Origin of the sequence: Variovorax beijingensis (genome assembly GCF_003951285.1) — a bacterium.
GTDB classification, from domain to species: domain Bacteria; phylum Pseudomonadota; class Gammaproteobacteria; order Burkholderiales; family Burkholderiaceae_C; genus Variovorax; species Variovorax beijingensis.
Map to the genome: position 1 here is coordinate 196597 of NZ_RXFQ01000009.1, position 21602 is coordinate 218198.

A 21602-nucleotide genomic window follows, 5' to 3' on the forward strand; every position below is an offset into this window, starting at 1 on the left:
GGCTGTAATTTAGTGCGCTCTTCGATCACCGCGCGGGAGTTTCTCATAGAAATACTTCCATTTCAAATAGTGCATGTTGATTTCTTAATGTGATATTTCAGAAACAATGTCGCCCGCGCCGGAATCAATGGCACTGCGGCCCTTCTCTCCTTGGTGCAGGGGCCATCCCCTAAACTCGCAGGATGCCCTTTTCCTCTCCGCTGTCGGTTGCCCGCAGCGCCGTGAATGCGTCTCCGCTCTCGTGGTGGCGCCGCTGGTGGCGCCAGCAAACGCCAGTGCTGCAAGACGCGGTCGCCATGCTGGCGCCGATTGCGGCGGTCCTGCTGTTCCTGGCGGCCATCGTTTCGGCGTTCTGGTATCTGCGCACCGAGGAAGTCGAGCGCGAGCAGGAATCCGTGCGGCGCGACGTCGAATACGCGCAGCAGCGCATGCGCCTGCGCCTGCTCGAGCGCCAGGAACAGCTGATGCGCATCGCGCGGGACGCCTCCAACCGCGAGATCGACCCGGTCGAATTCGCGAGCCGCGCCGAATCGCTGGTGAGCCAGTTCCCCGAGCTGCAGACCGTCACCTGGATCGACGACCGGCGCCGCTTCAAGGCCGGCTATTCGGCGCCGAGCGTGCATCCCGCGCAGCAGCACCTGATCGGCGATGTGCTGCGCCCGGGGGACGTGGAGAGCAACTACGCGCTGGCCCGCGAACTGCGCCAGCCGGTTTTCTCCCAGCCGGTGGCGGGCGGCGATCCCGCGGCGATGCTGCAGCTGCACATTCCGCTTTTCGACCAGGGCCTGTTCGCGGGCGTGGTGCTGGGCGAGTTCTCGGTCGATGGACTGCTGCGCTACGGCATGCCGTCGGAAGTGCAGGCGCGCTATGCGGTCTCGCTGCTCGACGCCAAGGGCAACGTCCTCGCGGGCAACACGGCCAGCCTGAGGGAAGGCGGCACGCGGCTCCTCCCCTGGCCCGAAAGAACCAATGAGTACGAGGTGCCGGTTTCGCCCGTGGGCAACGCGCTGGTGTTGCGCGCCCAGGCCTACCGCACTTCGCAGGGGGTGGTCGGCAACGGCCTGTTCTGGCTGGTCTGCGCGCTCAGCGTGCTGACCAGCTGGATGCTGATCGGCACCTGGCGGCACACCCGGCGGCGCCAGCAGGCCCAGCAGCGGCTGGTCGCCGAGACCAACTTCCGGCGCGCGATGGAAAACTCCATGCTCACCGGCATGCGCGTGCTCGACCTGCAAGGCCGCATCACCTACGTGAACGCCGCCTTCTGCGCGATGACGGGCTGGAGCGAAGCCGAGCTGGTGGGCCAGTCGCCGCCCTTCCCCTATTGGCTGGAGTCGGACCGCGAAGTGATGAACGAGCGGCTCGAGGAAGAACTGCACGGTCGTGCCCTGCCCGGTGGCTTCCAGGTGCGCGTGAAGCGCAAGAACGGCAGCGTGTTCAACGCCCGGCTCTATGTGTCGCCGCTGATCGACGCGCGCGGCCATCAGACCGGCTGGATGACGTCGATGACCGACATCACCGAGCCCACGCGCATCCGCGAGCAGCTGTCGGCTTCTTACGAGCGCTTCACCACGGTGCTGGAGGCGCTCGATGCCGCCGTGTCGGTCGCGCCCATCGGCAGCGAGGAACTGCTGTTCGCGAACAAGCTGTACCGGCTCTGGTTCGGCTCCGACACCGTGGGCCACCTGGGCATGGTGGCGCAGGCCGGCGTGCCCACCTCCAATGCGCACGACGAGGGCCTGGACGACGTCGACCCCTACGCCGGCCTGCCGATCGACACCCTGACCGCCGCCCAGACCGCCAACAACGAGATCTTCGTGCCGCACCTGGGCAAGTGGCTCGAAGTGCGCTCGCGCTATCTCACCTGGGTCGACGGCCGGCTGGCCCAGCTGGTGATCGCCACCGACATCACGCCGCGGCGCGACGCCGAGGAGCAGGCCGCCGCGCAGGCCGACCGCGCGCAGGCCGCGAGCCGCCTGATCACGATGGGCGAGATGGCGTCCAGCGTGGCGCACGAACTCAACCAGCCGCTGACGGCCATCACCAACTACTGCAACGGAATGATGTCGCGCCTCAAGGGGCAGGCCATCGACACCGAGGCGCTGCTCGCGGCGCTGGAGAAAACCTCCAAGCAGGCGCAGCGCGCGGGGCAAATCATCCAGCGCATCCGTTCGTTCGTGAAGCGCAGCGAGCCCAACCGCACGGCCGCCGACGTGTCCACCATGGTCAGCGAAGCGGTCGAACTCGCAGGCATCGAGCTGCGGCGGCGCAACGTGCGGCTCAACCACTACGTGGCCGCGCGGCTGCCGGTGGTGCAGGTGGACCCGATCCTGATCGAGCAGGTGATGGTCAACCTGCTGAAGAACGCGGCCGAGTCCATCGACATTGCCGAGCGTCCGCTCGCGCGCCGCAGCGTCGAGCTGCGCGTGCTGCCCAAGGTGATCGAAGGCCACAACGCCATCGAATTCTCGGTGCAGGACACCGGCAAGGGCCTGGCCCCCGAGGTGATGGACCGCCTGTACGAAGCCTTCTTCTCCACCAAGCCGGAAGGCATGGGCATCGGGCTGAACCTCTGCCGCACCATCGTGGAGTCCCACCGCGGCCGGATGCAGGCGGAGAACATCTACAATGGCCCGGATGTGATCGGATGCCGTTTTTCCTTCTGGATTCCGGTGTTGGACGCTCCCAGTTCCGTAGCAAGCGACGAGGCAAAGGTACCTGCATGAGTTTGATTCCGAAGAAGGGCACTGTCTATGTCGTCGACGACGACGAAGCCGTGCGAGATTCGTTGCAATGGCTGCTCGAGGGCAAGGACTACAGGGTTCGCTGCTTCGATTCGGCCGAGTCCTTTCTCTCCCGATACGACCCGCGCGAAGTCGCCTGTCTGATCGTCGACATCCGCATGGCCGGAATGACCGGCCTCGAGTTGCAGGATCGGCTGATCGAACGGCGCTCCCCGCTGCCGATCGTGGTGATCACCGGCCACGGCGACGTGCCGATGGCGGTCGACAGCATGAAGAAGGGCGCCATGGATTTCATCCAGAAGCCCTTCAACGACGAAGAGCTCGTCACGCTGGTCGAGCGCATGCTCGAGCACGCGCGCGGCGCCTTCACCCAGCACCAGCAGTCGGCCAGCCGCGATGCGCTGCTGTCCAAGCTCACCGGCCGCGAGGCCCAGGTGCTCGAGCGCATCGTCGCCGGCCGCCTGAACAAGCAGATTGCCGACGACCTGGGCATCAGCATCAAGACGGTCGAGGCGCATCGCGCGAACATCATGGAAAAGCTCAACGCCAACACCGTGGCCGATCTGCTCAAGATCGCGCTCGGGCAGGCGGCGCCAGCGGCCAAGGCCTAAGAGCCAGCTATCTCTCCGATAGCGACGAATGTCCCCCACGCCTGCGCAAGCGGGCGTTTTTACTTGGAAAATCGAAACCGATGACCGCCCAACTGATCGACGGCAACGCCCTCGCCAAAACCATTCGCGCCGAGGTCGCCGGCCGCACCGCCGCACTGAAGGCCCGGGGCGTGGACCCGGCCCTCTCCATCATCCTCGTGGGCAGCGACCCGGCCAGCCAGGTCTACACGAAGCACAAGGTCAACGACAGCACCGAAACCGGCCTCGCGGCCACGCTCGAGACCTACCCGGCCGACATGAGCGAGGCCGCGCTGCTCGACCGCATCCGCGCCCTCAACGACGACCCCAAGGTGCACGGCATCCTGGTCCAGCTGCCGCTGCCAAAGCACATGGACAGCCAGAAGGTCATCGAGACGATCTCGCCGGCCAAGGACGTGGACGGCTTCCACGTGGCCAGCGCCGGCGCGCTCATGACCGGCGCACCGGGCTTCTGGCCCTGCACGCCGTACGGCTGCATGAAGATGCTCGAATCCATCGGCTACGACCTGCGCGGCAAGCATGCGGTGGTCATCGGCCGCAGCAACATCGTCGGCAAACCCATGGCCATGATGCTGCTGGCCAAGAACGCCACCGTCACCATCTGCCACAGCGCCACGCAAGACCTGGCCGCCCTCACGCGCCAGGCCGACGTGATCGTTGCCGCGGTGGGCAAGCGCAACATCCTGACGGCCGGCATGGTGAAGCCCGGCGCTGTCGTGATCGACGTGGGAATGAACCGCAAGGAAGACGGCAAGCTCGCGGGCGACGTCGACTTCGACGGCGTCAAGGAAGTGGCCGGCTGGATCACCCCCGTGCCCGGCGGCGTCGGCCCCATGACGCGCGCCATGCTGCTCGTCAACACCCTTGAAGCGGCCGAACGCGCCGCCAAGTGATTCACATGGCCATGACGAACAACCCCCTCCTCGACTTCACCGATCTCCCGCTGTTCGATCGCATCGAGCCCGAACATGTTGCGCCCGCGGTCGACATCCTGCTGGCCGAAGCCGAGGCGGCGCTGCAGACGGTGACGGCGGCCGACTTTCCGGCCGACTGGAACGCGATCTCCAAGGTGCTCGACGTGGCCTCCGAACGCTTCAGCCGTGCCTGGGGTGCCGTGGGCCATCTCAACGCCGTGGCCGACACGCCGGAGTTGCGCGCCGCCTACAACGAGGCCATGCCGCGCGTGACCGCCTTCTGGACCCGGCTGGGTTCCGACGAGCGCCTCTACGCCAAGTACAAGGCCATCGACGCGGCCACCCTCAACCCCGAGCAGCGCCAGGCGCACAAGAATGCCGTGCGCAACTTCGTGCTGGGCGGCGCGGAACTGCAGGGCGATGCGAAGAAGCGCTTTGCCGACATCCAGGAGCGCCAGGCCGAACTGAGCCAGAAGTTCAGCGAGAACGCGCTCGATGCCACCGACGCCTTCTCGTACTACGCGGCGCCGGGGGAGCTCGAGGGCGTGCCCGAAGACGTGGTGAGCGCGGCCCGCGCAGCGGCCGAAGCCGAAGGCAAGCAGGGCTGCAAGCTCACGCTCAAGATGCCCTGCTACCTGCCCGTGATGCAGTTCGCCAGGAGCAGCGCACTGCGCGAAACGCTCTACCGCGCGTATGTCACCCGCGCCAGCGAGCTCGGCGATCCGGCCTTCGACAACACGGCCTTGATCAACGAGATCCTCGCGCTGCGCGAAGAAGAAGCCAGGCTGCTCGGCTACCGGAATTTCGGCGAACTCTCGGTCGTGCCCAAGATGGCCGAGTCGCCCGAGCAGGTGATCAAGTTCCTGCGCGATCTCGCGGCCAAGGCCAAGCCTTACGGCGAACGCGACCTGGCCGACCTGCGCGTCTTCGCCTCGGAGCAGCTGGGCATCACCGATCCGCAGGCCTGGGACTGGAGCTACATCGGCGAGAAGCTCAAGGAAGCGCGCTACGCCTTCAGCGAGCAGGAGGTGAAGCAGTACTTCCCGGCGCCCAAGGTCATGGCCGGCCTGTTCAAGATCGTCGAGACGCTGTTCGAGGTTTCGATTCGCCGCGACAGCGCGCCCACCTGGCACCCGAGCGTCGAGGTCTACCGCATCGAGCGGACCGGCCAGAAGGTCGGCCAGTTCTACCTCGATCCTTCCGCCCGTGCCGCCAAGCGCGGCGGCGCCTGGATGGACGACGTACGCGCGCGCTGGCTGCGCCCTGACGACGGCGTGCTGCAAACACCCGTCGCACAGCTCGTGTGCAACTTTGCGAGCGGCGTCGACGGCAAGCCGCCGCTGCTCACGCACGACGACGTGACCACCCTCTTCCACGAATTCGGCCACGGCCTGCACCACATGCTCACGCAGGTGAACGAGCGCGACGTGTCGGGCATCAGCGGCGTCGAGTGGGACGCGGTCGAGCTGCCGAGCCAGTTCATGGAAAACTTCTGCTGGGAGTGGGATGTGCTCAGGCACATGACGGCCCACGTCGATACCGGCGAGCCGCTGCCGCGCGCGCTGTTCGACAAGATGACCGCCGCCAAGAACTTCCAGAGCGGCCTGCAGACACTGCGCCAGATCGAGTTCTCGCTGTTCGACATGCTGCTGCACACCGAATACCAGGCCGCCGCCGCGCAGCCGGACGGCGTGCTCGCGCTGCTGGGCAAGGTCCGCACCGAGGTGGCCGTGATGCCTTCGCCTCCTTTCAGCCGCACGCCGAACACCTTCAGCCACATCTTCTCTGGCGGCTACGCGGCCGGCTACTACAGCTACAAGTGGGCCGAGGTGCTGAGCGCCGACGCCTATGCCGCCTTCGAGGAAACCGTGGGCGCCGACGGCCAGCCGAACATCGAAACCGGCCGCAGGTACCGCCAGGCGATCCTCGAAGCCGGCGGCAGCCGCAGCGCCATGGATTCGTTCAAGGCCTTTCGCGGCCGCGAGCCCCAGCTTGATGCGCTGCTGCGACACCAGGGCATGGCGCAGGCCCAGCCCGCTTGATGCAGGCCTGAAGCTTGCGATACTCGGGCGATGCATCCGACCCACAAGAAATCCTCCTTGCATCGCCTGTCCGGCGCCGCCCTGCTGCTGATTGCCGCAGGAGCAATGGCACAGCCGATCTACCGCAACGTCGACAAGAACGGCAAGGTCACCTTCTCGGACCGCGCGCCCACCGCGAGCACGGAACCGGCCGCAGCGCCGCAGGCCGGCATCACGCCTCCCGCCAATGCCGGGCTGCCCTACGAACTGCGGCAAGTGGCGCAGCGCTACCCCGTGACGCTCTACAGCAGCGAGGAATGCGCGCCCTGCGGCACGGCCCGTTCGCTGCTCGTCACGCGCGGCATTCCCTTCGAGGAGCGCACCGTCAAGAGCAACCAGGACGTCGAGGCGCTGCAGCGCCTGAGCAACCAGGCCTCGCTGCCGCTGCTGACGATCGGCTCGCAGCAGCTCAAGGGCTACTCGGACGCCGAATGGTCGCAATACCTCGACGCCGCGGGCTATCCGAAGAGCAACAGCCTGCCCGCCGGCTACCGCAATCCGCCGGCGCGGCCGCTGGTTGCGCTGCAGCCGGCGCCCGCTGCGCGCGAGCCCGCGCAACCGGCACCTGCACCGCAGCCGCCCGCGCCCGCCCCCAGCGGTCCGAGCCCGAGCAACCCGGCCGGCATCAAGTTCTGACCCAGCCGGCCGCCAGCCAAGGCTGGCAGCCCTTTTTCTTCAGTCGAAATGCATCGTCTGCACGCCCGCGGGCGTGCCCAGCAGGCACACGTCGGCCTTCTGATGCGCAAACACGCCGACCGTGACCACGCCCGGCCACTGGCTCACCTCGGATTCGAAGGCGAGCGGATCGCTGATCCGCAGCCCCGTCACGTCGACGATATGCTGGCCGTTGTCCGTCACGAGCGGCAATCCGTCCTTCTCGCGCACCTGTGCGATGCCGCCCATGGCCTCGAACTGCCGCATCACGCGGCGCGCCGCCATCGGAATCACCTCCACCGGCAGCGGAAAGGCGCCGAGCGTGTCGACCAGCTTGGACGCATCTGCAATGCAGACGAAGCGTCGCGACTGCGCCGCCACGATCTTTTCGCGTGTGAGCGCCGCGCCGCCCCCCTTCACCATGAAACCATGGTGGTCGATCTCGTCCGCGCCGTCGATGTAGACCCCGAGTTCGTCGACCTCGTTGCTGTCGAACACCGGAATGCCCAGGGCGCGCAGGCGCTCGGTCGAGGCCACCGAGCTGGACACCGCGCCCTTGATCTGGTCCTTGATGGTGGCCAGCGCGTCGATGAACTTGTTCACCGTGGAGCCCGTGCCCACGCCAACGATTTCACCCTTGGCCACGTAGGCCAGCGCGGCGCGGCCGACCTGGGCCTTGAGTTCGTCCTGGGAGATGGTGCCCGCGCCGTTCGCGGCGCCGGCGGCGGAAGAAGGGGAAACGGGTGCAGTCATCGCGGAGAATCCTTGGCTCATTGAAGTCGAGAATTATCCGATGCCCCTGCTCCCCTCTTCGCTCTACGGCCTGGCCCGGCCCTTTCTGTTCGGCTTCGACCCGGAGCATGCCCACGAACTCACGCTCGACGGGCTGGCCCGCACGCAGAACACGCCGCTGGCCTGCGCCTACGCCGCGCCGCGCGTCGATGATCCGGTCACGCTTGCGGGGCTGGAATTTCCCAACCGCGTGGGCCTGGCCGCGGGTCTCGACAAGAACGCCCGCTGCATCGACGCCTTTGCCGCCATGGGCTTCGGCTTTGTCGAAGTCGGCACGGTCACGCCCAAGGCGCAGCCGGGCAACCCCAAGCCGCGCATGTTCCGCCTGCCCCAGCGCGACGCGCTCATCAATCGGCTCGGGTTCAACAACGAAGGGCTCGATGCCTTTCTTGCCAACGTGCAGAAGGCGCGCTTCCGCAAGAGCGGCAGCGGCGGCAGCAAGAAGCCGATGCTGCTCGGGCTCAACATCGGAAAGAACGCCGCCACGCCCATAGAAAGGGCGGTGGACGACTACCTGGCCTGCCTGGACGGCGTGTACCCGCATGCCGACTACGTGACCATCAACATCTCTAGCCCCAACACCGCCAACCTGCGGACGCTGCAGAGCGACGAGGCGCTCGACGCCCTGCTGGGCGCCATCGCCGAGCGCCGCCAAGCGCTGGCCGAGCGCAGCCATCGGCGCGTGCCGCTGTTCGTGAAGATCGCTCCCGACCTGGACGAGGATCAGGTCGCGGTGATCGCCGCCACGCTGCAGCGCCACGGCATGGACGGCGTGATCGCCACCAACACCACGCTGGCGCGCGATGCGGTCGCCGGCCTGTTACATGCCAACGAAGCGGGCGGGCTCTCGGGCGCTCCCGTGCGCGAGGCGAGCAACCGCGTGGTCTCGCAGCTGCGCGCGGCGCTGGGGCCGGATTTTCCGATCATCGGGGTGGGCGGAATCCTGAGCGCGGCCGATGCCAGGGCCAAGATTGCCGCGGGTGCGGACGTGGTGCAGATCTACACCGGCCTCATCTACCGCGGCCCGGCGCTCGTGCGCGAAGCGGCACAGGCGTTGCTGCAAAGCCGCAGCGCCGCCTGAGCCTTCGCTCTCTTCTTCCTCAGCGCATGCGCCAGAGCACTGGCGCAATGAACGCGGCCCAGCGGAGCAGCCGCTTGGGACGGATCACCACCACGGCCACCGCAGCGGCTACGCCGGTGGCCACGGGGTGCTCCCGCGCAATGCGCAATGCCGCGGCTGCCGCCGATTCGTCAGCCGGAGGTGCCTCGGAAGAAGCACCCGTTGCACCGGCGGGCCGCGCCGGGCCTGCGCCCTGCATCGTGGCAATTCGTTCGCGCTGGCGCTCCATGCGGGCGAGCAGTTCCTCGCGCGTGGCGGGCCGCCGGGGGCGCGGCGCTTCTTCGTCCTCGTCGGGATCCTTGCCGAGGCCGAAGCTGTCCTGCACCCAGGCCCAGTCGCGTTCGAATTCGCGGCGTGCCGGAGTGAAGCTGTTGGAGGCATTGCGAAGGGTCAGGAACAGCCCCAGCGCAGCGCCCAGCCAGAGCAGCATCCACACGCCGGCCACCGACCACGCCGCCGCGATGCGGTGCGGCGTTTCCCAGAAATGCACCACCACCGCCATGGAGAGCAAGGCCACCGCCACCGTGGTCAGGCCGAGCACGGCCACCACCAGCACCAGCATCAGCTTGAGACGCTGCTTCTCGTCCTCCCACGCCATGCGCAGGAGTTGCACGCGGTCCTCGGCCGCCAGCGCGCCTTCGGCCGCAGCGATCCTCAGCCGCCGCAAACGGGCATCGAGCCCGAACAGGGACAGCAATCTCATGCGCCGACTCCGGCTCGGCGAGGAACGGCGCGGCGGCTTGCGTTCAGGTCAGCGGCGGCCAAGCAGCAGGCCCACCAGCACGCCGACGGCCAGCGCAGCGCCGGCGATCTGCCACGGTTCGTCGTGGGCGTAGGCGTTGGCAGAGTTGGCCGCTTCGCGGGCCTTCTTGGCGGCCAGCTTGCTCTTTTCCGCGGCAAGCTCGCGCGCAATGGCGAGCTTGGTGTCGATGCGCTGGCGCAGCGCCTTGATGTGGGGAACCGAATCCAGGTCCTTGCTGGCCAGCACGCCGCGCACGTCGCTTGCGATGTCTTCGGCTGCCGCTTCGATATTGTTGGATGCACTCATTGGAATCTTTCCTCCGTGATGACACCGGCACCGCGCCGGCGGCTTCACGCCAGCAAATGGCGTGGTGTCATGTTACAGGCACAAAAGCCCCTCATGCACAGCAGTTATGCAGACTTCTGCACGCGATGGGCTCCGCATTGCGTCCGCGGTCAGCCCGCCGCGAGCAGGCGCTCGACGTGCCGCCCGATCGCCAGGCTGCTCGTGAGCCCGGGCGACTCGATGCCGAAGAGATTGACCAGCCCGCGCACGCCGTGCGAATCGGGTCCGTCGATCATGAAGTCGCGCGCCGGCTCGTCCGGGCCCGAGATCTTGGGCCGCATGCCCGCGTAGCCGGGAATCAACGCCCCGTCGGGCAAGGCAGGCCAGTACTTGCGCACCTCGGCGTAGAAGCCATTGCCGCGCGCCGGGTCCACCACCAGGTCATCGGCCGATTGCACCCATTCCACGTCCGGCCCGAACTTGGCTTGGCCGCCCAGGTCGATCGTCAGGTGCACACCCAGTCCGCCGGGTTCGGGCACCGGATAGACGAGGCGGCTGAAGGGCGCGCGGCCCGACAGCGTGAAATAGCTGCCCTTGGCAAAGTAGGCGGTGGGCACGGCCGCGGGCGGCAAGCCTTCGAAGCGGCGGGCCAACTCGGGCGCGAGCAGGCCGGCCGCGTTGACCACGGTGTTGCAGCGCAGCGCCGTTCCGTCCTCAGCCACCAGGACGATAGCGTCCCGGCCGCATTCGGCACGGGCAATGGGCGATTTCAGCGCCAGCATGCCGCCCGCGTTCTCCAGGTCGCCGAGGAGGCTCAGCATCGAGGCATGGCTGTCGACGATGCCGGTGCTCGGCGAATGCAATGCCGCCACGCAATGAAGCTGCGGCTCCATGTCCATGGCCTGCTGCGAAGTCAGCAGCACGAGGTCCCCGACACCGTTGGCGGCCGCCTTGGCACGGATGACTTCGAGCTGGGCCACCTGCTCGGCAGAGGTGGCGACGATCAGCTTGCCGCAGCGCCGGTGGGGCACGCCGCGCTCCGCCGCATAGGCATAAAGCGCCTCCTTGCCCTCGACGCAAAGCCTGGCCTTGAGCGAGCCCTGCGGGTAGTAGATGCCCGCGTGAATCACCTCGCTGTTACGCGAACTGGTGCCGGTGCCAATGGCACCTTCGGCTTCCAGCACCACCACCTCCCGGCCTGCGAGCGCCAAGGCGCGCGCCACTGCCAGCCCCACCACACCGCCGCCGATGACGGCGCAATCGAGTTCATCCATCGTGCGAGCTTATCGCGGCTCGCCGGATTTCATCAGGACGTGGTGGGGGGCGGCTCGGGATCGGTCGGTTCGTCCGGCGGCGTGCTCGGCCCTTCGTCGGGCTCCACGGGCAGATCCGGCGTGATCGGGGACGGAAGATCGGGATGGGTGGCCATGGTGCTCTCCTTTGCCCCCGGTTCTATGCCGTTGCTTCAGGATTGCAGCCGGCGCGCGGCGGCAGTTGGCGTCAGCACGAGCCGACAGTGCGTGCGCGCAAAACAAAAAGCGACTTGGGCAAACCAAGTCGCTGATCATCTGGAGGAAATTGGTGGGCGGTGGAGGCTTCGAACCTCCGACCCCAGCAGTGTGAATGCTGTGCTCTACCCCTGAGCTAACCGCCCTTTCAACCCCTTGGCACCGCTGCTGCAGTGCCTTGGAATTAATCGCGTTGCGCGAAGCCTTCGATTATGCCACAGGATTTCAGCCGTTTTGGCGAAACAGCGTGCGCCCGTTGCTGGATTTGTCGAGCTGCGACAACACGGCTTCGTGCGCCGCGAGCTCCTGCTCGGCGGCCATGATCACCGGCAGGTCGAACTGGCTCAGGTCGATGGCCAACACCGTGGTGCCCTGCGCCGGCTCGTTCGAGGCCACGTCGATCAGCAGGGCGTCCTGGCCGCGCGTGAGATTGATGTACACGTCGGCCAGCAGCTGCGCGTCGAGCTTGGCGCCGTGGAAGGTGCGGTTCGAGCGGTCGACGCCGAAGCGGTCGCACAGGGCGTCAAGCGAATTGCGCTTGCCCGGGTAGACCTGCTTGGCCATGGCCAGCGTGTCGGTCACCTCGCCGACGAAGCTGCGCAGCGGCGGCAGGCCGGCCAGCTCGAGCTCCTTGTTGAGGAAGCCGACGTCGAAGGCCGCGTTGTGGATGATCAGTTCGGCGCCGCGCAGGTATTCGACGATGTCGTTGGCCAGCGTGGCGAACTTCGGCTTGTCGCGCAGGAAGTCGGTCGTCAGGCCGTGCACCTTGAGCGCGTCTTCGTGGCTCTCGCGCTCGGGGTTGAAGTAGATGTGCAGGTCGTTGCCGGTGAGCTTGCGGGCGAACAGCTCCACGCAGCCCAGCTCGATGATGCGGTCGCCGTTCTCGGCGGACAGGCCGGTGGTTTCAGTGTCGAGGACGATCTGGCGCGACATGCGGTGGCCCTTTCAATGGTTCTCTTTGGCGTGGTTGATCGAGTACTTGGGAATCTCGATCGTCACGTCTTCCTGCGCCAGGATCGCCTGGCAGCTCAGGCGCGATTGTGGCTCCAGGCCCCAGGCGCGGTCGAGCAGGTCTTCCTCGCCCTCCTCGGCCTCGTTCAGCGAATTGAAGCCCTGGCGCACGACCACGTGGCAGGTGGTGCAGGCGCAGCTCATCTCGCAGGCGTGCTCGATATTGATGTGGTTGTCCAGCAGCGCCTCGCAGATCGAGGTGCCGGCCGGCGCCGTGATTTCTGCACCCTGCGGGCAGTACTCGGGATGCGGAAATATCTTGATGGTGGGCATGTGGTTCTCAGAGGGATTCGAGCTTGCGGCCCGACAACGCACGCGCAATGCCTGCGTTCATGCGCTGGGCGGCAAAGGCTTCGGTGTCGTTGGCAAGCGCCTTGGTGGCGCCTTCGATGGCCGCGGCATCGTTGCCCTTGGCGGCTTCGCGCAACTTCGCCATCGACGCATCGATGGCTGCGCGATCTTCTTCGCCCAGCAGATCGCCGTCGGCGTCGAGCGCGCTCTGCGTGGCCAGCAGCATGCGCTCCGCATCGACGCGCGCCTCCACCAGCGCGCGCGCCTGCATGTCCTGCTGCGCGGTGGAAAAGCTCTCCTGCAGCATGCGCGCGATCTGGTCGTCCGAGAGCCCGTACGAAGGCTTGACCGTCACGCTGGCCTCCACGCCGCTGCCCTGCTCCTTGGCGCCGACGCTCAGCAAGCCATCGGCATCGACGGTGAAGGTCACGCGGATGCGCGCCGCGCCCGCCGCCATGGGCGGGATGCCGCGCAGCGTGAAGCGCGCCAGGCTGCGGCAGTCGGCGACCAGGTCGCGTTCGCCCTGCACCACGTGCAGCGCAAGCGCCGTCTGGCCGTCCTGGTAGGTGGTGAAGTCCTGCGCCATCGCGGTGGGGATGGTCTGGTTGCGCGGCACGATGCGCTCGACCAGCCCGCCCATGGTCTCGATGCCCAGCGACAGCGGGATCACGTCGAGCAGCAGCAGATCGCCCGCGCCGTTGTTGCCGGCCAGCTGGTTGGCCTGGATGGCGGCGCCGAGCGCCACGACTTCGTCGGGGTTCAGGTTGACGAGCGGTTCGCGGCCGAAGAATTCAGCGACGGCGCGGCGGATCTGCGGCATGCGTGTGGAGCCGCCGACCAGCACGATGCCCTGCAGGTCGTCGGGCTTGAGCTTCGCGTCGCGCAGCGCCTTGCGAACCGCTGCGATCGTGCGGTCGGTGAGCGGTTGGGTGGCGGCATCGAAATGCGCGCGCGCCAGGTCGAACCGGGCGCTGCCACCGGCAAGCTCGGCGTGGAACGCCACGGAATCGGCGTCGGTCAGCGCCTCCTTGGCCGCACGCGCCGCCACCAGCACGGCGGCCTTGTCGGCGTCGCCGTCCACCTGCAGGCCGGTTTGCGCGAGCACGAAATCGGCGAGCGCGTGGTCGTAGTCGTCGCCGCCCAGGGCCGAGTCGCCGCCGGTGGCAATGACCTCGAACACGCCCTGCGTGAGCCGCAGGATCGAGATGTCGAAGGTACCGCCGCCCAGGTCGTAGACCGCGTAGACGCCTTCGCTCGCGTTGTCCAGGCCGTAGGCGATGGCCGCGGCCGTGGGCTCGCTGATGAGGCGCAGCACGTTGAGGCCGGCGAGCTGCGCGGCGTCCTTGGTGGCCTGGCGCTGGCCTTCGTCGAAGTAGGCCGGCACGGTGATGACGGCGCCGTAGAGCTCGTCGTCGAAGGTGTCTTCGGCGCGATAGCGCAAGGTGGCCAGGATCTCGGCGCTGATCTCCACCGGCGACTTGATGCCCGCGGCCGTCTGCACCTTGACCATGCCGCCCTCGTCCACCAGCCGGTAGGACATCGACGCGCGGTTGGCGATGTCGGCCAGCCCGCGGCCCATGAGCCGCTTGACCGAGGTGATGGTGTTCGCGGCATCCTGCGCACGCGCGGCCAATGCATCGAAGCCGATCTGGCGCCGCTCGTGGTCGAGATAGCGCACGGCCGAAGGCAGGATCACGCGGCCCTGGTCATCAGGCAGGCATTCGGCCACGCCGTTGCGCACCGCGGCCACCAGCGAATGCGTGGTGCCCAGGTCGATGCCCACGGCAATGCGGCGCTGATGCGGATCGGGCGCCTGGCCGGGTTCGGAAATTTGAAGAAGAGCCATAACGGACTATTGTCCCAACTGATCGAATTTGGCTTCGACGTCCTGTCCGAAGCGCTCAATGAACATGAGGGCTCTCACCTGCTGCGCGGCGGCCGGGTAGTCGCCCTTCTCGTCGATCAGCCAGTCGAGCGACGACAGCGCGCGGGCACGGCCGGCCTCGACTTCGGCCTGCAGCTGCTCGACCGCGGCAATGTCGCCGGCCTCGTCGAGCGCCTCGCGCCATTCCATCTGCTGCATCAGGAAATCGGGCGGCATGGCGGTGTTGTTCTCGGCATTCAGCGGTGCACCGTTGAGTTCGCAGATGTAGCTGGCCCGCCGGATCGGGTCCTTGAGCCGCTGGTAGGCCTCGTTGATGCGCACCGACCATTGCATGGCCACGCGCTGCGCCGCGGCACCCTGCGCGGCAAAGCGGTCCGGATGGGCCTCGCGCTGCAGTTCCTTCCAGCGCGCGTCGAGCGCGGCGCGGTCCTGCGCGAAGGTCGCGGGGACGGCGAACAGTTGAAAGTCGGTGTCGTTCAGGTTCATGGCAAGAAAAAACCGCCAGCACATGACATGGTGGCGGCTGTGGTCGCTGTCAGCGACGGCGCGTCAGATGCGGAAACTCTCTCCGCAGCCGCAGCGATCGCGCTCGTTCGGATTGATGAACTTGAAGCCCTCGTTCAGGCCTTCGCGCACGAAGTCGAGCTGCGTGCCGTCGATGTAGGCCAGGCTCTTGGGGTCGACCAGCACCTTCACGCCGTGGTCTTCGAACACCACGTCTTCAGGCGCGAATTCATCCACGTACTCGAGCTTGTAGGCCAGGCCGGAGCAGCCAGTGGTCTTCACGCCCAGCCGCACACCCACGCCCTTGCCCCGTTTGCCGAGGTAGCGGGTGACGTGGCGCGCAGCGGCTTCGGTCAGCGTAACGGCCATGTCAGTGGACTGCCGAGGGTTCGGCTTCTGCCGCCTTGGCGCCGTGCTTGGCCTTGTAGTCGCTCACGGCAGCCTTGATGGCGTCTTCGGCCAGGATCGAGCAGTGGATCTTGACGGGCGGCAGCGCCAGTTCTTCGGCGATCTGCGCGTTCTTGAGCGCCGCCGCTTCGTCGAGCGTCTTGCCCTTGACCCATTCGGTCACGAGCGAGGACGAGGCAATGGCCGAGCCACAGCCATAGGTCTTGAAGCGCGCGTCTTCGATCACGCCGGTTTCGGGGTTGACCTTGATCTGCAGCTTCATGACGTCGCCGCAGGCCGGCGCGCCGACCATGCCGGTGCCGACCGAGTCGTCGCCCTTTTCGAAGGAGCCGACGTTGCGGGGATTTTCGTAGTGGTCGATGACCTTGGATGAATATGCCATGGTGTACCTCTCAAACTTTGTTCAATGCGTCAGTGGGCGGACCACTGGATCGTGCTGATGTCGACGCCGTCCTGGAACATCTCCCACAGCGGGCTCAACTCGCGCAGCTTGGCGACGTTGTGCTTGATGGTCGAGATGGCATAGTCGATTTCTTCCTCGGTCGTGAAACGGCCGATGGTCATGCGCAGGCTGCTGTGGGCCAGCTCGTCGCTGCGGCCCAGGGCGCGCAGCACGTAGCTGGGCTCGAGGCTTGCCGAGGTGCAGGCCGAGCCCGACGACACCGCCAGGCCCTTGATGCCCATGATCAGCGACTCGCCTTCGACGTAGTTGAAGCTCATGTTCAGGTTGTGCGGCACCCGCTGTTCGAGGTCGCCGTTGATGAACACCTGGTCCACATCCTTCAGCCCGTCGAGCAGGCGCTTCTGCAGGCGGGCGGCCTGGGCGATGTCTTCCTTCATTTCGAGCTTCGCGATGCGGAAGGCCTCGCCCATGCCCACGATCTGATGCGTCGGCAAGGTACCCGAGCGCATGCCGCGCTCGTGGCCGCCGCCGTGCATCTGTGCCTCGAGCCGCACGCGGGGCTTGCGGCGCACGTACAGCGCGCCGATGCCCTTGGGGCCGTAGGTCTTGTGCGAGGCCAGGCTCATCAGGTCGATGGGCAGCTTGGCGATGTCGATTTCGACCTTGCCGGTGGCCTGGGCCGCATCGACGTGGAAGATCACGCCCTTTTCGCGGCAGGCATTGCCGAGCGCGACCACGTCCTGGATGACGCCGATCTCGTTGTTGACGTACATCACGCTCGCAAGGATGGTGTCGGGGCGGATCGCCGCCTTGAACTTGTCCAGGTCGAGCAGGCCGTTTTCCTCGACGTCCATGTAGGTGACTTCGAAGCCTTGGCGCTCGAGTTCGCGCATGGTGTCGAGCACGGCCTTGTGCTCGGTCTTCACCGTGATGAGATGCTTGCCCTTGCCCTTGTAGAACTGGGCCGCGCCCTTGAGCGCGAGGTTGTTCGACTCGGTGGCGCCGGAGGTCCAGACGATCTCGCGCGGGTCGGCTCCAATCAGCTCGGCCACGTAGCCGCGCGCCTTCTCGACCGCTTCTTCAGCCTCCCAGCCCCAGGCGTGGCTGCGCGACGCCGGGTTGCCGAAGTGCTCGCGCAACCAGGGGATCATGGCGTCGACCACACGCGGGTCGACCGGCGTGGTGGCGCCGTAATCGAGATAGATCGGGAAATGAGGAGTGACGTCCATGGCTGGCTCGGGCTGGCGTGGGGTTGTTTCTTTGATCTGGGCTTCTCGTGGCAGCGCCCGCAGGCGCTCCACGGCTTCAGGACTTCGCGAAGGCGTTGCCGAGGGCAAACACCGAATTCGGCGCGTTCACGCGAATCGGCTTGACCACCGGCTGCGCGGAAATCGCGCGCTTGACGACTGGCTTGTTCTCGATCTGCACGCCCTTGGCGATCTGGTCGTCGACCAGCTTCTGCAGCGTGACGGAATCGAGGAACTCGACCATGCGCTGGTTCAGCGAGGCCCAGAGCTCGTGCGTCATGCAGCGGCCGGCTTCGCCCAGGCAGTTTTCCTTGCCGCCGCATTGCGTGGCATCGATGGGCTCATCGACGGAAACAATGATGTCTGCGACGGTGATATCCGCAGCCTTGCGGCCGAGGCTGTAGCCGCCGCCGGGGCCGCGGGTCGACTCGACCAGCTCGTGGCGGCGCAGTTTGCCGAACAGCTGTTCGAGATACGACAACGAAATCTGCTGCCGCTGGCTGATCGCAGCCAGCGTGACCGGACCGGTGTTCTGACGCAGCGCCAGATCGATCATTGCTGTGACCGCAAAACGGCCTTTGGTAGTGAGACGCATCGCAAGCTCCTTCAAGTGCTTACCGTTGAAATGACACCGTGGCCCAAGGCCGCGGTGACTTCGTCTCCGCCCTGCCCGACCCCTGGCACTGGTGAACCAGCCGGTGGGATCGGTTCTTCATCGCGAAGTTCTTTTTTTGTTGTTGAGTATTTCGCTCAAGTATAGCAGAAGACCTTGAGGTCTGCTCGGGTAAACCCCAGCGGGAATCGCTTGAAGAAACCGGAACCCCGTCCTAGGACGGCAGAACGGCGATATTGTCCCCGCCGGAGGCGCCAAAAGCCTGCTCCCGCAGCAGCGCCAGCTGGTCGCGCACCCGGGCCGCCTTCTCGAATTCAAGGTTGCGGGCGTGCTCCATCATGAGCTTTTCGAGCCGCTTGATCTCGCGGGCGATGTCCTTTTCGCTCATGTCCTCGACCTTCGCGCGTTCCAGGTCGAGCTTGGCCATTTCCTTGCCCGTCTTTTCGCTGTAGACGCCGTCGATCAGGTCGCGCACCTGCTTGACGATGCTGCGCGGGGTAATGCCATTGGCCTCGTTGTAGGCAATCTGCCGGGCACGGCGGCGCTCGGTCTCGCCGATGGCCTTCTTCATCGAGTCGGTCATCCGGTCGGCATAGAGGATGGCCTTGCCGTTCAGGTTGCGCGCCGCGCGGCCGATGGTCTGGATCAACGAGCGCTCGGCGCGCAGGAAGCCCTCCTTGTCGGCATCGAGGATGGCCACCAGCGACACCTCGGGAATGTCCAGGCCCTCGCGCAGCAGGTTGATGCCCACCAGCACGTCGAAGCTGCCCAGACGCAGGTCGCGCAGGATTTCGACCCGCTCGACGGTGTCGACGTCGCTGTGAAGGTAGCGCACCTTCACGCCGTTGTCGCCCAGGTAGTCGGTCAGCTGCTCGGCCATGCGCTTGGTCAGCGTGGTGATGAGCACGCGCTCGTTCTTGTCGACGCGGATGCGGATCTCGCCCAGCACGTCGTCCACCTGGTGGGTTGCGGGGCGCACCTCCACCTCGGGGTCGATCAGGCCGGTCGGCCGCACCAGCTGCTCGACCACGTTGCCGGCATGGTCCTTCTCGTACTGCGCCGGCGTGGCGGAGACGAAGATGCACTGGCGCATGCGCGTCTCGAACTCCTCCAGCTTGAGCGGGCGGTTGTCCAGCGCGCTCGGCAGCCGGAAGCCGTATTCGACCAGCGTGGTCTTGCGCGCCCGGTCGCCGTTGTACATGGCGCTGAGCTGGCCGACCATCTGATGGCTCTCGTCGAGGAACATCAGCGCGTCCTTCGGCAGGTAGTCGGTCAGCGTGGCCGGCGGTTCGCCCGGCGCGGCCCCCGAGAGGTGGCGCGTGTAGTTCTCGATGCCCTTGCAGTGGCCGATCTCGGCCAGCATCTCCAGGTCGAAGCGGGTGCGCTGCTCCAGGCGCTGCGCCTCCACCAGCTTGCCCTGCGAGACGAATTCCTTGAGCCGCTCGGCCAGCTCGATCTTGATGGTCTCGACCGCGTTCAGCACCTTGTCGCGCGGCGTCACGTAGTGGCTCGACGGGTACACGGTGAAGCGCGGGATCTTCTGGCGGATGCGGCCCGTGAGCGGGTCGAACAGCTGCAGCGTCTCGATCTCGTCGTCGAACAGCTCGATGCGGATGGCCAGCTCGCTGTGCTCGGCCGGGAACACGTCGATGGTGTCGCCGCGCACGCGGAAGGTGCCGCGCGAGAAGTCCTGCTCGTTGCGGGTGTACTGCATGCGGATCAGCCGCCCGATCACGTCGCGCTGGCCGATCTTGTCGCCCACCCGCATGATGAAACGCATCTGCGTGTAGTCCTCGGGCGTGCCGATGCCGTAGATGGCGCTCACCGTGGCCACGATGACCGTGTCGCGCCGCTCCAGCACGCTCTTGGTGGCCGACAGCCGCATCTGCTCGATGTGCTCGTTGATCGACGAGTCCTTCTCGATGAACAGGTCGCGCTGGGGCACGTAGGCCTCCGGCTGGTAGTAGTCGTAGTAGCTCACGAAATACTCGACCGCGTTCTTCGGGAAGAACTCGCGGAATTCGCTGTAGAGCTGCGCCGCCAGCGTCTTGTTGGGCGCGAACACGATGGCCGGGCGGCCCAGCCGCGCGATCACGTTGGCCATGGTGAAGGTCTTGCCCGAGCCCGTGACGCCCAGCAGCGTCTGGAACACCTCGCCGTCGAGCACGCCCTCGACCAGCCCGTCGATGGCCTTCGGCTGGTCCCCGGCCGGCGGATAGGGCTGGAAAAGTTCGAAAGGCGAACCGGGGTATTTGATGAATTCGCCCTGCTTGGCCGGACCGATCGGGTCCAGTTTCTTCAGGTCTGCTATGGCTTCGTTGTTCTCTGGCATGGCTGTTCCCGACAGGTGGCGGTGGCGCCGGTAAAATTCAAGGCAACCGGAAAGCGTAGCGCAAGTCCGGTTGCCAGCGAAGCTTTCATCCCAAAGGACTTTCTCCATGTCTATGTTCACCGCGGTCGAAATGGCACCGCGCGACCCGATCCTCGGCCTCAACGAGCAGTTTGCAGCCGACACCAACCCCAACAAGGTCAACCTCGGCGTCGGCGTCTACTACGACGACAACGGCAAGCTGCCGCTGCTGCAGTGCGTGCAGGCCGCCGAACAGAACATGATGAAGGCGCCCACGGCGCGCGGCTACCTGCCGATCGACGGCATCGTGGCGTATGACAACGCGGTCAAGGCACTGGTCTTCGGTGCCGACAGCGAGCCGGTGCAGTCGGGCCGCGTGGCCACCATCCAGGCCATCGGCGGCACCGGCGGCCTGAAGGTCGGCGCCGACTTCCTCAAGAAGCTCAACCCCCAGGCCAAGGTGCTGATCAGCGACCCGAGCTGGGAAAACCACCGCGCCCTCTTCACCAACGCGGGCTTCGAGGTCGAAAGCTACCCCTACTACGACGCCGCCAAGCGCGGCATCAACTTCGACGGCATGCTGGCCACGCTCAACGCGGCGCCCGCCGGCACCGTCGTCGTGCTGCACGCCTGCTGCCACAACCCGACCGGCTACGACATCACGCCCGAGCAGTGGGACCAGGTCGTCGCCGCGGTCAAGGCCAGGGGCCTGGTGCCCTTCCTCGACATGGCCTACCAGGGCTTCGGCTACGGCCTGAAGGAAGACGGCGCGGCCGTCGCCAAGTTCGTCGATGCGGGCCTGACCTTCTTCGTCTCGACTTCATTCTCGAAGAGCTTCAGCCTCTACGGCGAGCGCGTGGGTGCCCTCTCGGTGCTGTGCGAGAACAAGGAAGAAGCCGGCCGCGTGCTGTCGCAGCTCAAGATCGCGATCCGCACCAACTACAGCAACCCGCCGATCCACGGCGGCGCCGTGGTGGCCGCGGTGCTCGGCAACCCCGAACTGCGCGCCCTGTGGGAAAAGGAACTCGGCGAAATGCGCGTGCGCATCAAGGCCATGCGCCAGAAGCTGGTCGATGGCCTGAAGGCCGCCGGCGTGAAGGAAGACATGAGCTTCATCACCACGCAGATCGGCATGTTCAGCTACTCGGGCCTCAGCAAGGACCAGATGGTGCGCCTGCGCAACGAGTTCGGCGTGTACGGCACCGACACCGGCCGCATGTGCGTGGCCGCGCTCAACAGCAAGAACATCGACTACGTCTGCGCGTCGATCGCCAAGGTCATCTAGGCGGCAACAAGATGTGAGGGAGTCTGCGTTTTACGATTCCTTCACATTCTTGGCTTAAAAACGGCCCTCTCGGCAGGGCCGATGTAGGGGTTAGGCCCCCTGCAAGTCAGCGAATGCG

At 66.4% G+C, this 21602-nt stretch carries 21 protein-coding genes and 1 tRNA gene; 7 read left to right on the plus strand and 15 right to left on the minus strand.

All coding sequences use genetic code 11. From position 1 onward, the window contains the following. The first annotated feature begins 182 nt into the window (after nt 1-182). From EJO66_RS17800 to EJO66_RS17820, 5 genes are all read left to right on the plus strand, one after another. On the plus strand, nt 183-2723 hold the full coding sequence (locus tag EJO66_RS17800) for a PAS domain-containing sensor histidine kinase (RefSeq protein ID WP_124957647.1): 2541 nt from the start codon (nt 183-185) through the stop codon (nt 2721-2723). Beyond that, entirely contained in the window at nt 2720-3352 is a 633-nt protein-coding gene (locus EJO66_RS17805; RefSeq protein ID WP_012747279.1) for a response regulator transcription factor, read from the plus strand. Before EJO66_RS17800 ends, EJO66_RS17805 begins: the two co-directional genes overlap by 4 nt. 80 nt (nt 3353-3432) lie before the next feature. Beyond that, nucleotides 3433-4284 (plus strand): bifunctional methylenetetrahydrofolate dehydrogenase/methenyltetrahydrofolate cyclohydrolase FolD, encoded by an 852-nt coding sequence (gene folD / locus EJO66_RS17810; protein WP_124957646.1) that lies wholly within the window; start codon nt 3433-3435, stop codon nt 4282-4284. 5 nt (nt 4285-4289) lie between these two features. After that, on the plus strand, nt 4290-6347 hold the full coding sequence (locus EJO66_RS17815) for a M3 family metallopeptidase (RefSeq protein WP_125965705.1): 2058 nt from the start codon (nt 4290-4292) through the stop codon (nt 6345-6347). A 30-nt stretch (nt 6348-6377) separates the two neighbouring features. Next, nucleotides 6378-7022 carry a glutaredoxin family protein gene (locus EJO66_RS17820; protein WP_125965706.1) on the plus strand — a complete coding sequence of 215 codons (645 nt, stop codon included), beginning with the start codon at nt 6378-6380 and terminating at the stop codon, nt 7020-7022. Between the two features lie 39 nt (nt 7023-7061). Here EJO66_RS17820 and rpiA read toward each other — a convergent pair whose 3' ends face one another. After that, nucleotides 7062-7793 carry a ribose-5-phosphate isomerase RpiA gene (gene rpiA / locus EJO66_RS17825; RefSeq protein WP_124957643.1) on the minus strand — a complete coding sequence of 244 codons (732 nt, stop codon included), beginning with the start codon at nt 7791-7793 and terminating at the stop codon, nt 7062-7064. Nucleotides 7794-7833: 40 nt separating this feature from the next. Between rpiA and EJO66_RS17830 the strand changes: the two genes are divergently transcribed. Further along, on the plus strand, nt 7834-8913 hold the full coding sequence (locus tag EJO66_RS17830) for a quinone-dependent dihydroorotate dehydrogenase (protein WP_124957642.1): 1080 nt from the start codon (nt 7834-7836) through the stop codon (nt 8911-8913). A gap of 19 nt (nt 8914-8932) precedes the next feature. Here the strand turns inward: EJO66_RS17830 and EJO66_RS17835 are convergent, their stop codons facing one another. The 14 genes from EJO66_RS17835 to uvrB form a co-directional block, all read right to left on the minus strand. Next, nucleotides 8933-9655 carry a phage holin family protein gene (locus EJO66_RS17835; protein WP_124957641.1) on the minus strand — a complete coding sequence of 241 codons (723 nt, stop codon included), beginning with the start codon at nt 9653-9655 and terminating at the stop codon, nt 8933-8935. 48 nt (nt 9656-9703) lie between these two features. Beyond that, nucleotides 9704-10000, minus strand: coding sequence for a glycine zipper domain-containing protein (locus EJO66_RS17840; RefSeq protein WP_012747272.1), 297 nt, complete (start codon nt 9998-10000; stop codon nt 9704-9706). A gap of 149 nt (nt 10001-10149) precedes the next feature. Then, nucleotides 10150-11253, minus strand: coding sequence for an NAD(P)/FAD-dependent oxidoreductase (locus EJO66_RS17845; RefSeq protein ID WP_125965707.1), 1104 nt, complete (start codon nt 11251-11253; stop codon nt 10150-10152). 32 nt (nt 11254-11285) lie between these two features. Next, complete coding sequence (locus tag EJO66_RS17850; protein ID WP_018902816.1) at nt 11286-11408, minus strand: hypothetical protein; 123 nt, start codon at nt 11406-11408, stop codon at nt 11286-11288. 150 nt (nt 11409-11558) lie between these two features. After that, nucleotides 11559-11633, minus strand: a tRNA-Val gene (locus tag EJO66_RS17855). 79 nt (nt 11634-11712) lie between these two features. Beyond that, complete coding sequence (gene dnaQ, locus EJO66_RS17860; RefSeq protein WP_125965708.1) at nt 11713-12420, minus strand: DNA polymerase III subunit epsilon; 708 nt, start codon at nt 12418-12420, stop codon at nt 11713-11715. 12 nt (nt 12421-12432) lie between these two features. After that, nucleotides 12433-12771, minus strand: coding sequence for an ISC system 2Fe-2S type ferredoxin (fdx, locus tag EJO66_RS17865; RefSeq protein ID WP_124957638.1), 339 nt, complete (start codon nt 12769-12771; stop codon nt 12433-12435). Between the two features lie 7 nt (nt 12772-12778). Continuing rightward, nucleotides 12779-14635: a Fe-S protein assembly chaperone HscA gene (gene hscA, locus EJO66_RS17870; RefSeq protein ID WP_125965709.1), complete on the minus strand. Its 1857-nt coding sequence runs from the start codon at nt 14633-14635 to the stop codon at nt 12779-12781. Between the two features lie 6 nt (nt 14636-14641). Then, entirely contained in the window at nt 14642-15160 is a 519-nt protein-coding gene (gene hscB, locus EJO66_RS17875) for a Fe-S protein assembly co-chaperone HscB (RefSeq protein WP_124957636.1), read from the minus strand. A gap of 63 nt (nt 15161-15223) precedes the next feature. After that, nucleotides 15224-15547, minus strand: coding sequence for an iron-sulfur cluster assembly protein IscA (gene iscA, locus EJO66_RS17880; RefSeq protein ID WP_012747263.1), 324 nt, complete (start codon nt 15545-15547; stop codon nt 15224-15226). Between the two features lies 1 nt (nt 15548). Next, complete coding sequence (gene iscU, locus EJO66_RS17885) at nt 15549-15968, minus strand: Fe-S cluster assembly scaffold IscU (protein ID WP_021006925.1); 420 nt, start codon at nt 15966-15968, stop codon at nt 15549-15551. Between the two features lie 29 nt (nt 15969-15997). Beyond that, nucleotides 15998-17218, minus strand: coding sequence for an IscS subfamily cysteine desulfurase (locus EJO66_RS17890; protein WP_124957635.1), 1221 nt, complete (start codon nt 17216-17218; stop codon nt 15998-16000). A 76-nt stretch (nt 17219-17294) separates the two neighbouring features. Next, complete coding sequence (iscR, locus tag EJO66_RS17895) at nt 17295-17831, minus strand: Fe-S cluster assembly transcriptional regulator IscR (RefSeq protein WP_007828186.1); 537 nt, start codon at nt 17829-17831, stop codon at nt 17295-17297. Between the two features lie 232 nt (nt 17832-18063). Continuing rightward, nucleotides 18064-20181, minus strand: coding sequence for an excinuclease ABC subunit UvrB (gene uvrB / locus EJO66_RS17900; RefSeq protein WP_240648599.1), 2118 nt, complete (start codon nt 20179-20181; stop codon nt 18064-18066). A gap of 106 nt (nt 20182-20287) precedes the next feature. Here uvrB and EJO66_RS17905 point away from each other — a divergent pair, with 106 nt between their 5' ends. Next, the gene (locus EJO66_RS17905; protein ID WP_125965710.1) at nt 20288-21484 is read left to right on the plus strand and encodes an amino acid aminotransferase; all 1197 of its coding nucleotides are present in this window, start codon (nt 20288-20290) and stop codon (nt 21482-21484) included. Nucleotides 21485-21602: the final 118 nt, after the last annotated feature.

Coding starts and splice junctions, on each gene's coding strand:
- hscB (WP_124957636.1), bottom strand. CDS start 15,160: ATGAACCTGAACGACACCGACTTTCAACTGTTCGCCGTCCCCGCGACC.
- iscR (WP_007828186.1), bottom strand. CDS start 17,831: ATGCGTCTCACTACCAAAGGCCGTTTTGCGGTCACAGCAATGATCGAT.
- EJO66_RS17815 (WP_125965705.1), top strand. CDS start 4,290: ATGGCCATGACGAACAACCCCCTCCTCGACTTCACCGATCTCCCGCTG.
- EJO66_RS17800 (WP_124957647.1), top strand. CDS start 183: ATGCCCTTTTCCTCTCCGCTGTCGGTTGCCCGCAGCGCCGTGAATGCG.
- folD (WP_124957646.1), top strand. CDS start 3,433: ATGACCGCCCAACTGATCGACGGCAACGCCCTCGCCAAAACCATTCGC.
- rpiA (WP_124957643.1), bottom strand. CDS start 7,793: ATGACTGCACCCGTTTCCCCTTCTTCCGCCGCCGGCGCCGCGAACGGC.
- EJO66_RS17850 (WP_018902816.1), bottom strand. CDS start 11,408: ATGGCCACCCATCCCGATCTTCCGTCCCCGATCACGCCGGATCTGCCC.
- iscU (WP_021006925.1), bottom strand. CDS start 15,968: ATGGCATATTCATCCAAGGTCATCGACCACTACGAAAATCCCCGCAAC.
- EJO66_RS17820 (WP_125965706.1), top strand. CDS start 6,378: ATGCATCCGACCCACAAGAAATCCTCCTTGCATCGCCTGTCCGGCGCC.
- EJO66_RS17805 (WP_012747279.1), top strand. CDS start 2,720: ATGAGTTTGATTCCGAAGAAGGGCACTGTCTATGTCGTCGACGACGAC.
- EJO66_RS17830 (WP_124957642.1), top strand. CDS start 7,834: ATGCCCCTGCTCCCCTCTTCGCTCTACGGCCTGGCCCGGCCCTTTCTG.
- dnaQ (WP_125965708.1), bottom strand. CDS start 12,420: ATGTCGCGCCAGATCGTCCTCGACACTGAAACCACCGGCCTGTCCGCC.
- EJO66_RS17890 (WP_124957635.1), bottom strand. CDS start 17,218: ATGGACGTCACTCCTCATTTCCCGATCTATCTCGATTACGGCGCCACC.
- EJO66_RS17840 (WP_012747272.1), bottom strand. CDS start 10,000: ATGAGTGCATCCAACAATATCGAAGCGGCAGCCGAAGACATCGCAAGC.
- EJO66_RS17835 (WP_124957641.1), bottom strand. CDS start 9,655: ATGAGATTGCTGTCCCTGTTCGGGCTCGATGCCCGTTTGCGGCGGCTG.
- hscA (WP_125965709.1), bottom strand. CDS start 14,635: ATGGCTCTTCTTCAAATTTCCGAACCCGGCCAGGCGCCCGATCCGCAT.
- fdx (WP_124957638.1), bottom strand. CDS start 12,771: ATGCCCACCATCAAGATATTTCCGCATCCCGAGTACTGCCCGCAGGGT.
- EJO66_RS17905 (WP_125965710.1), top strand. CDS start 20,288: ATGTCTATGTTCACCGCGGTCGAAATGGCACCGCGCGACCCGATCCTC.
- iscA (WP_012747263.1), bottom strand. CDS start 15,547: ATGGCCGTTACGCTGACCGAAGCCGCTGCGCGCCACGTCACCCGCTAC.
- uvrB (WP_240648599.1), bottom strand. CDS start 20,181: ATGCCAGAGAACAACGAAGCCATAGCAGACCTGAAGAAACTGGACCCG.
- EJO66_RS17845 (WP_125965707.1), bottom strand. CDS start 11,253: ATGGATGAACTCGATTGCGCCGTCATCGGCGGCGGTGTGGTGGGGCTG.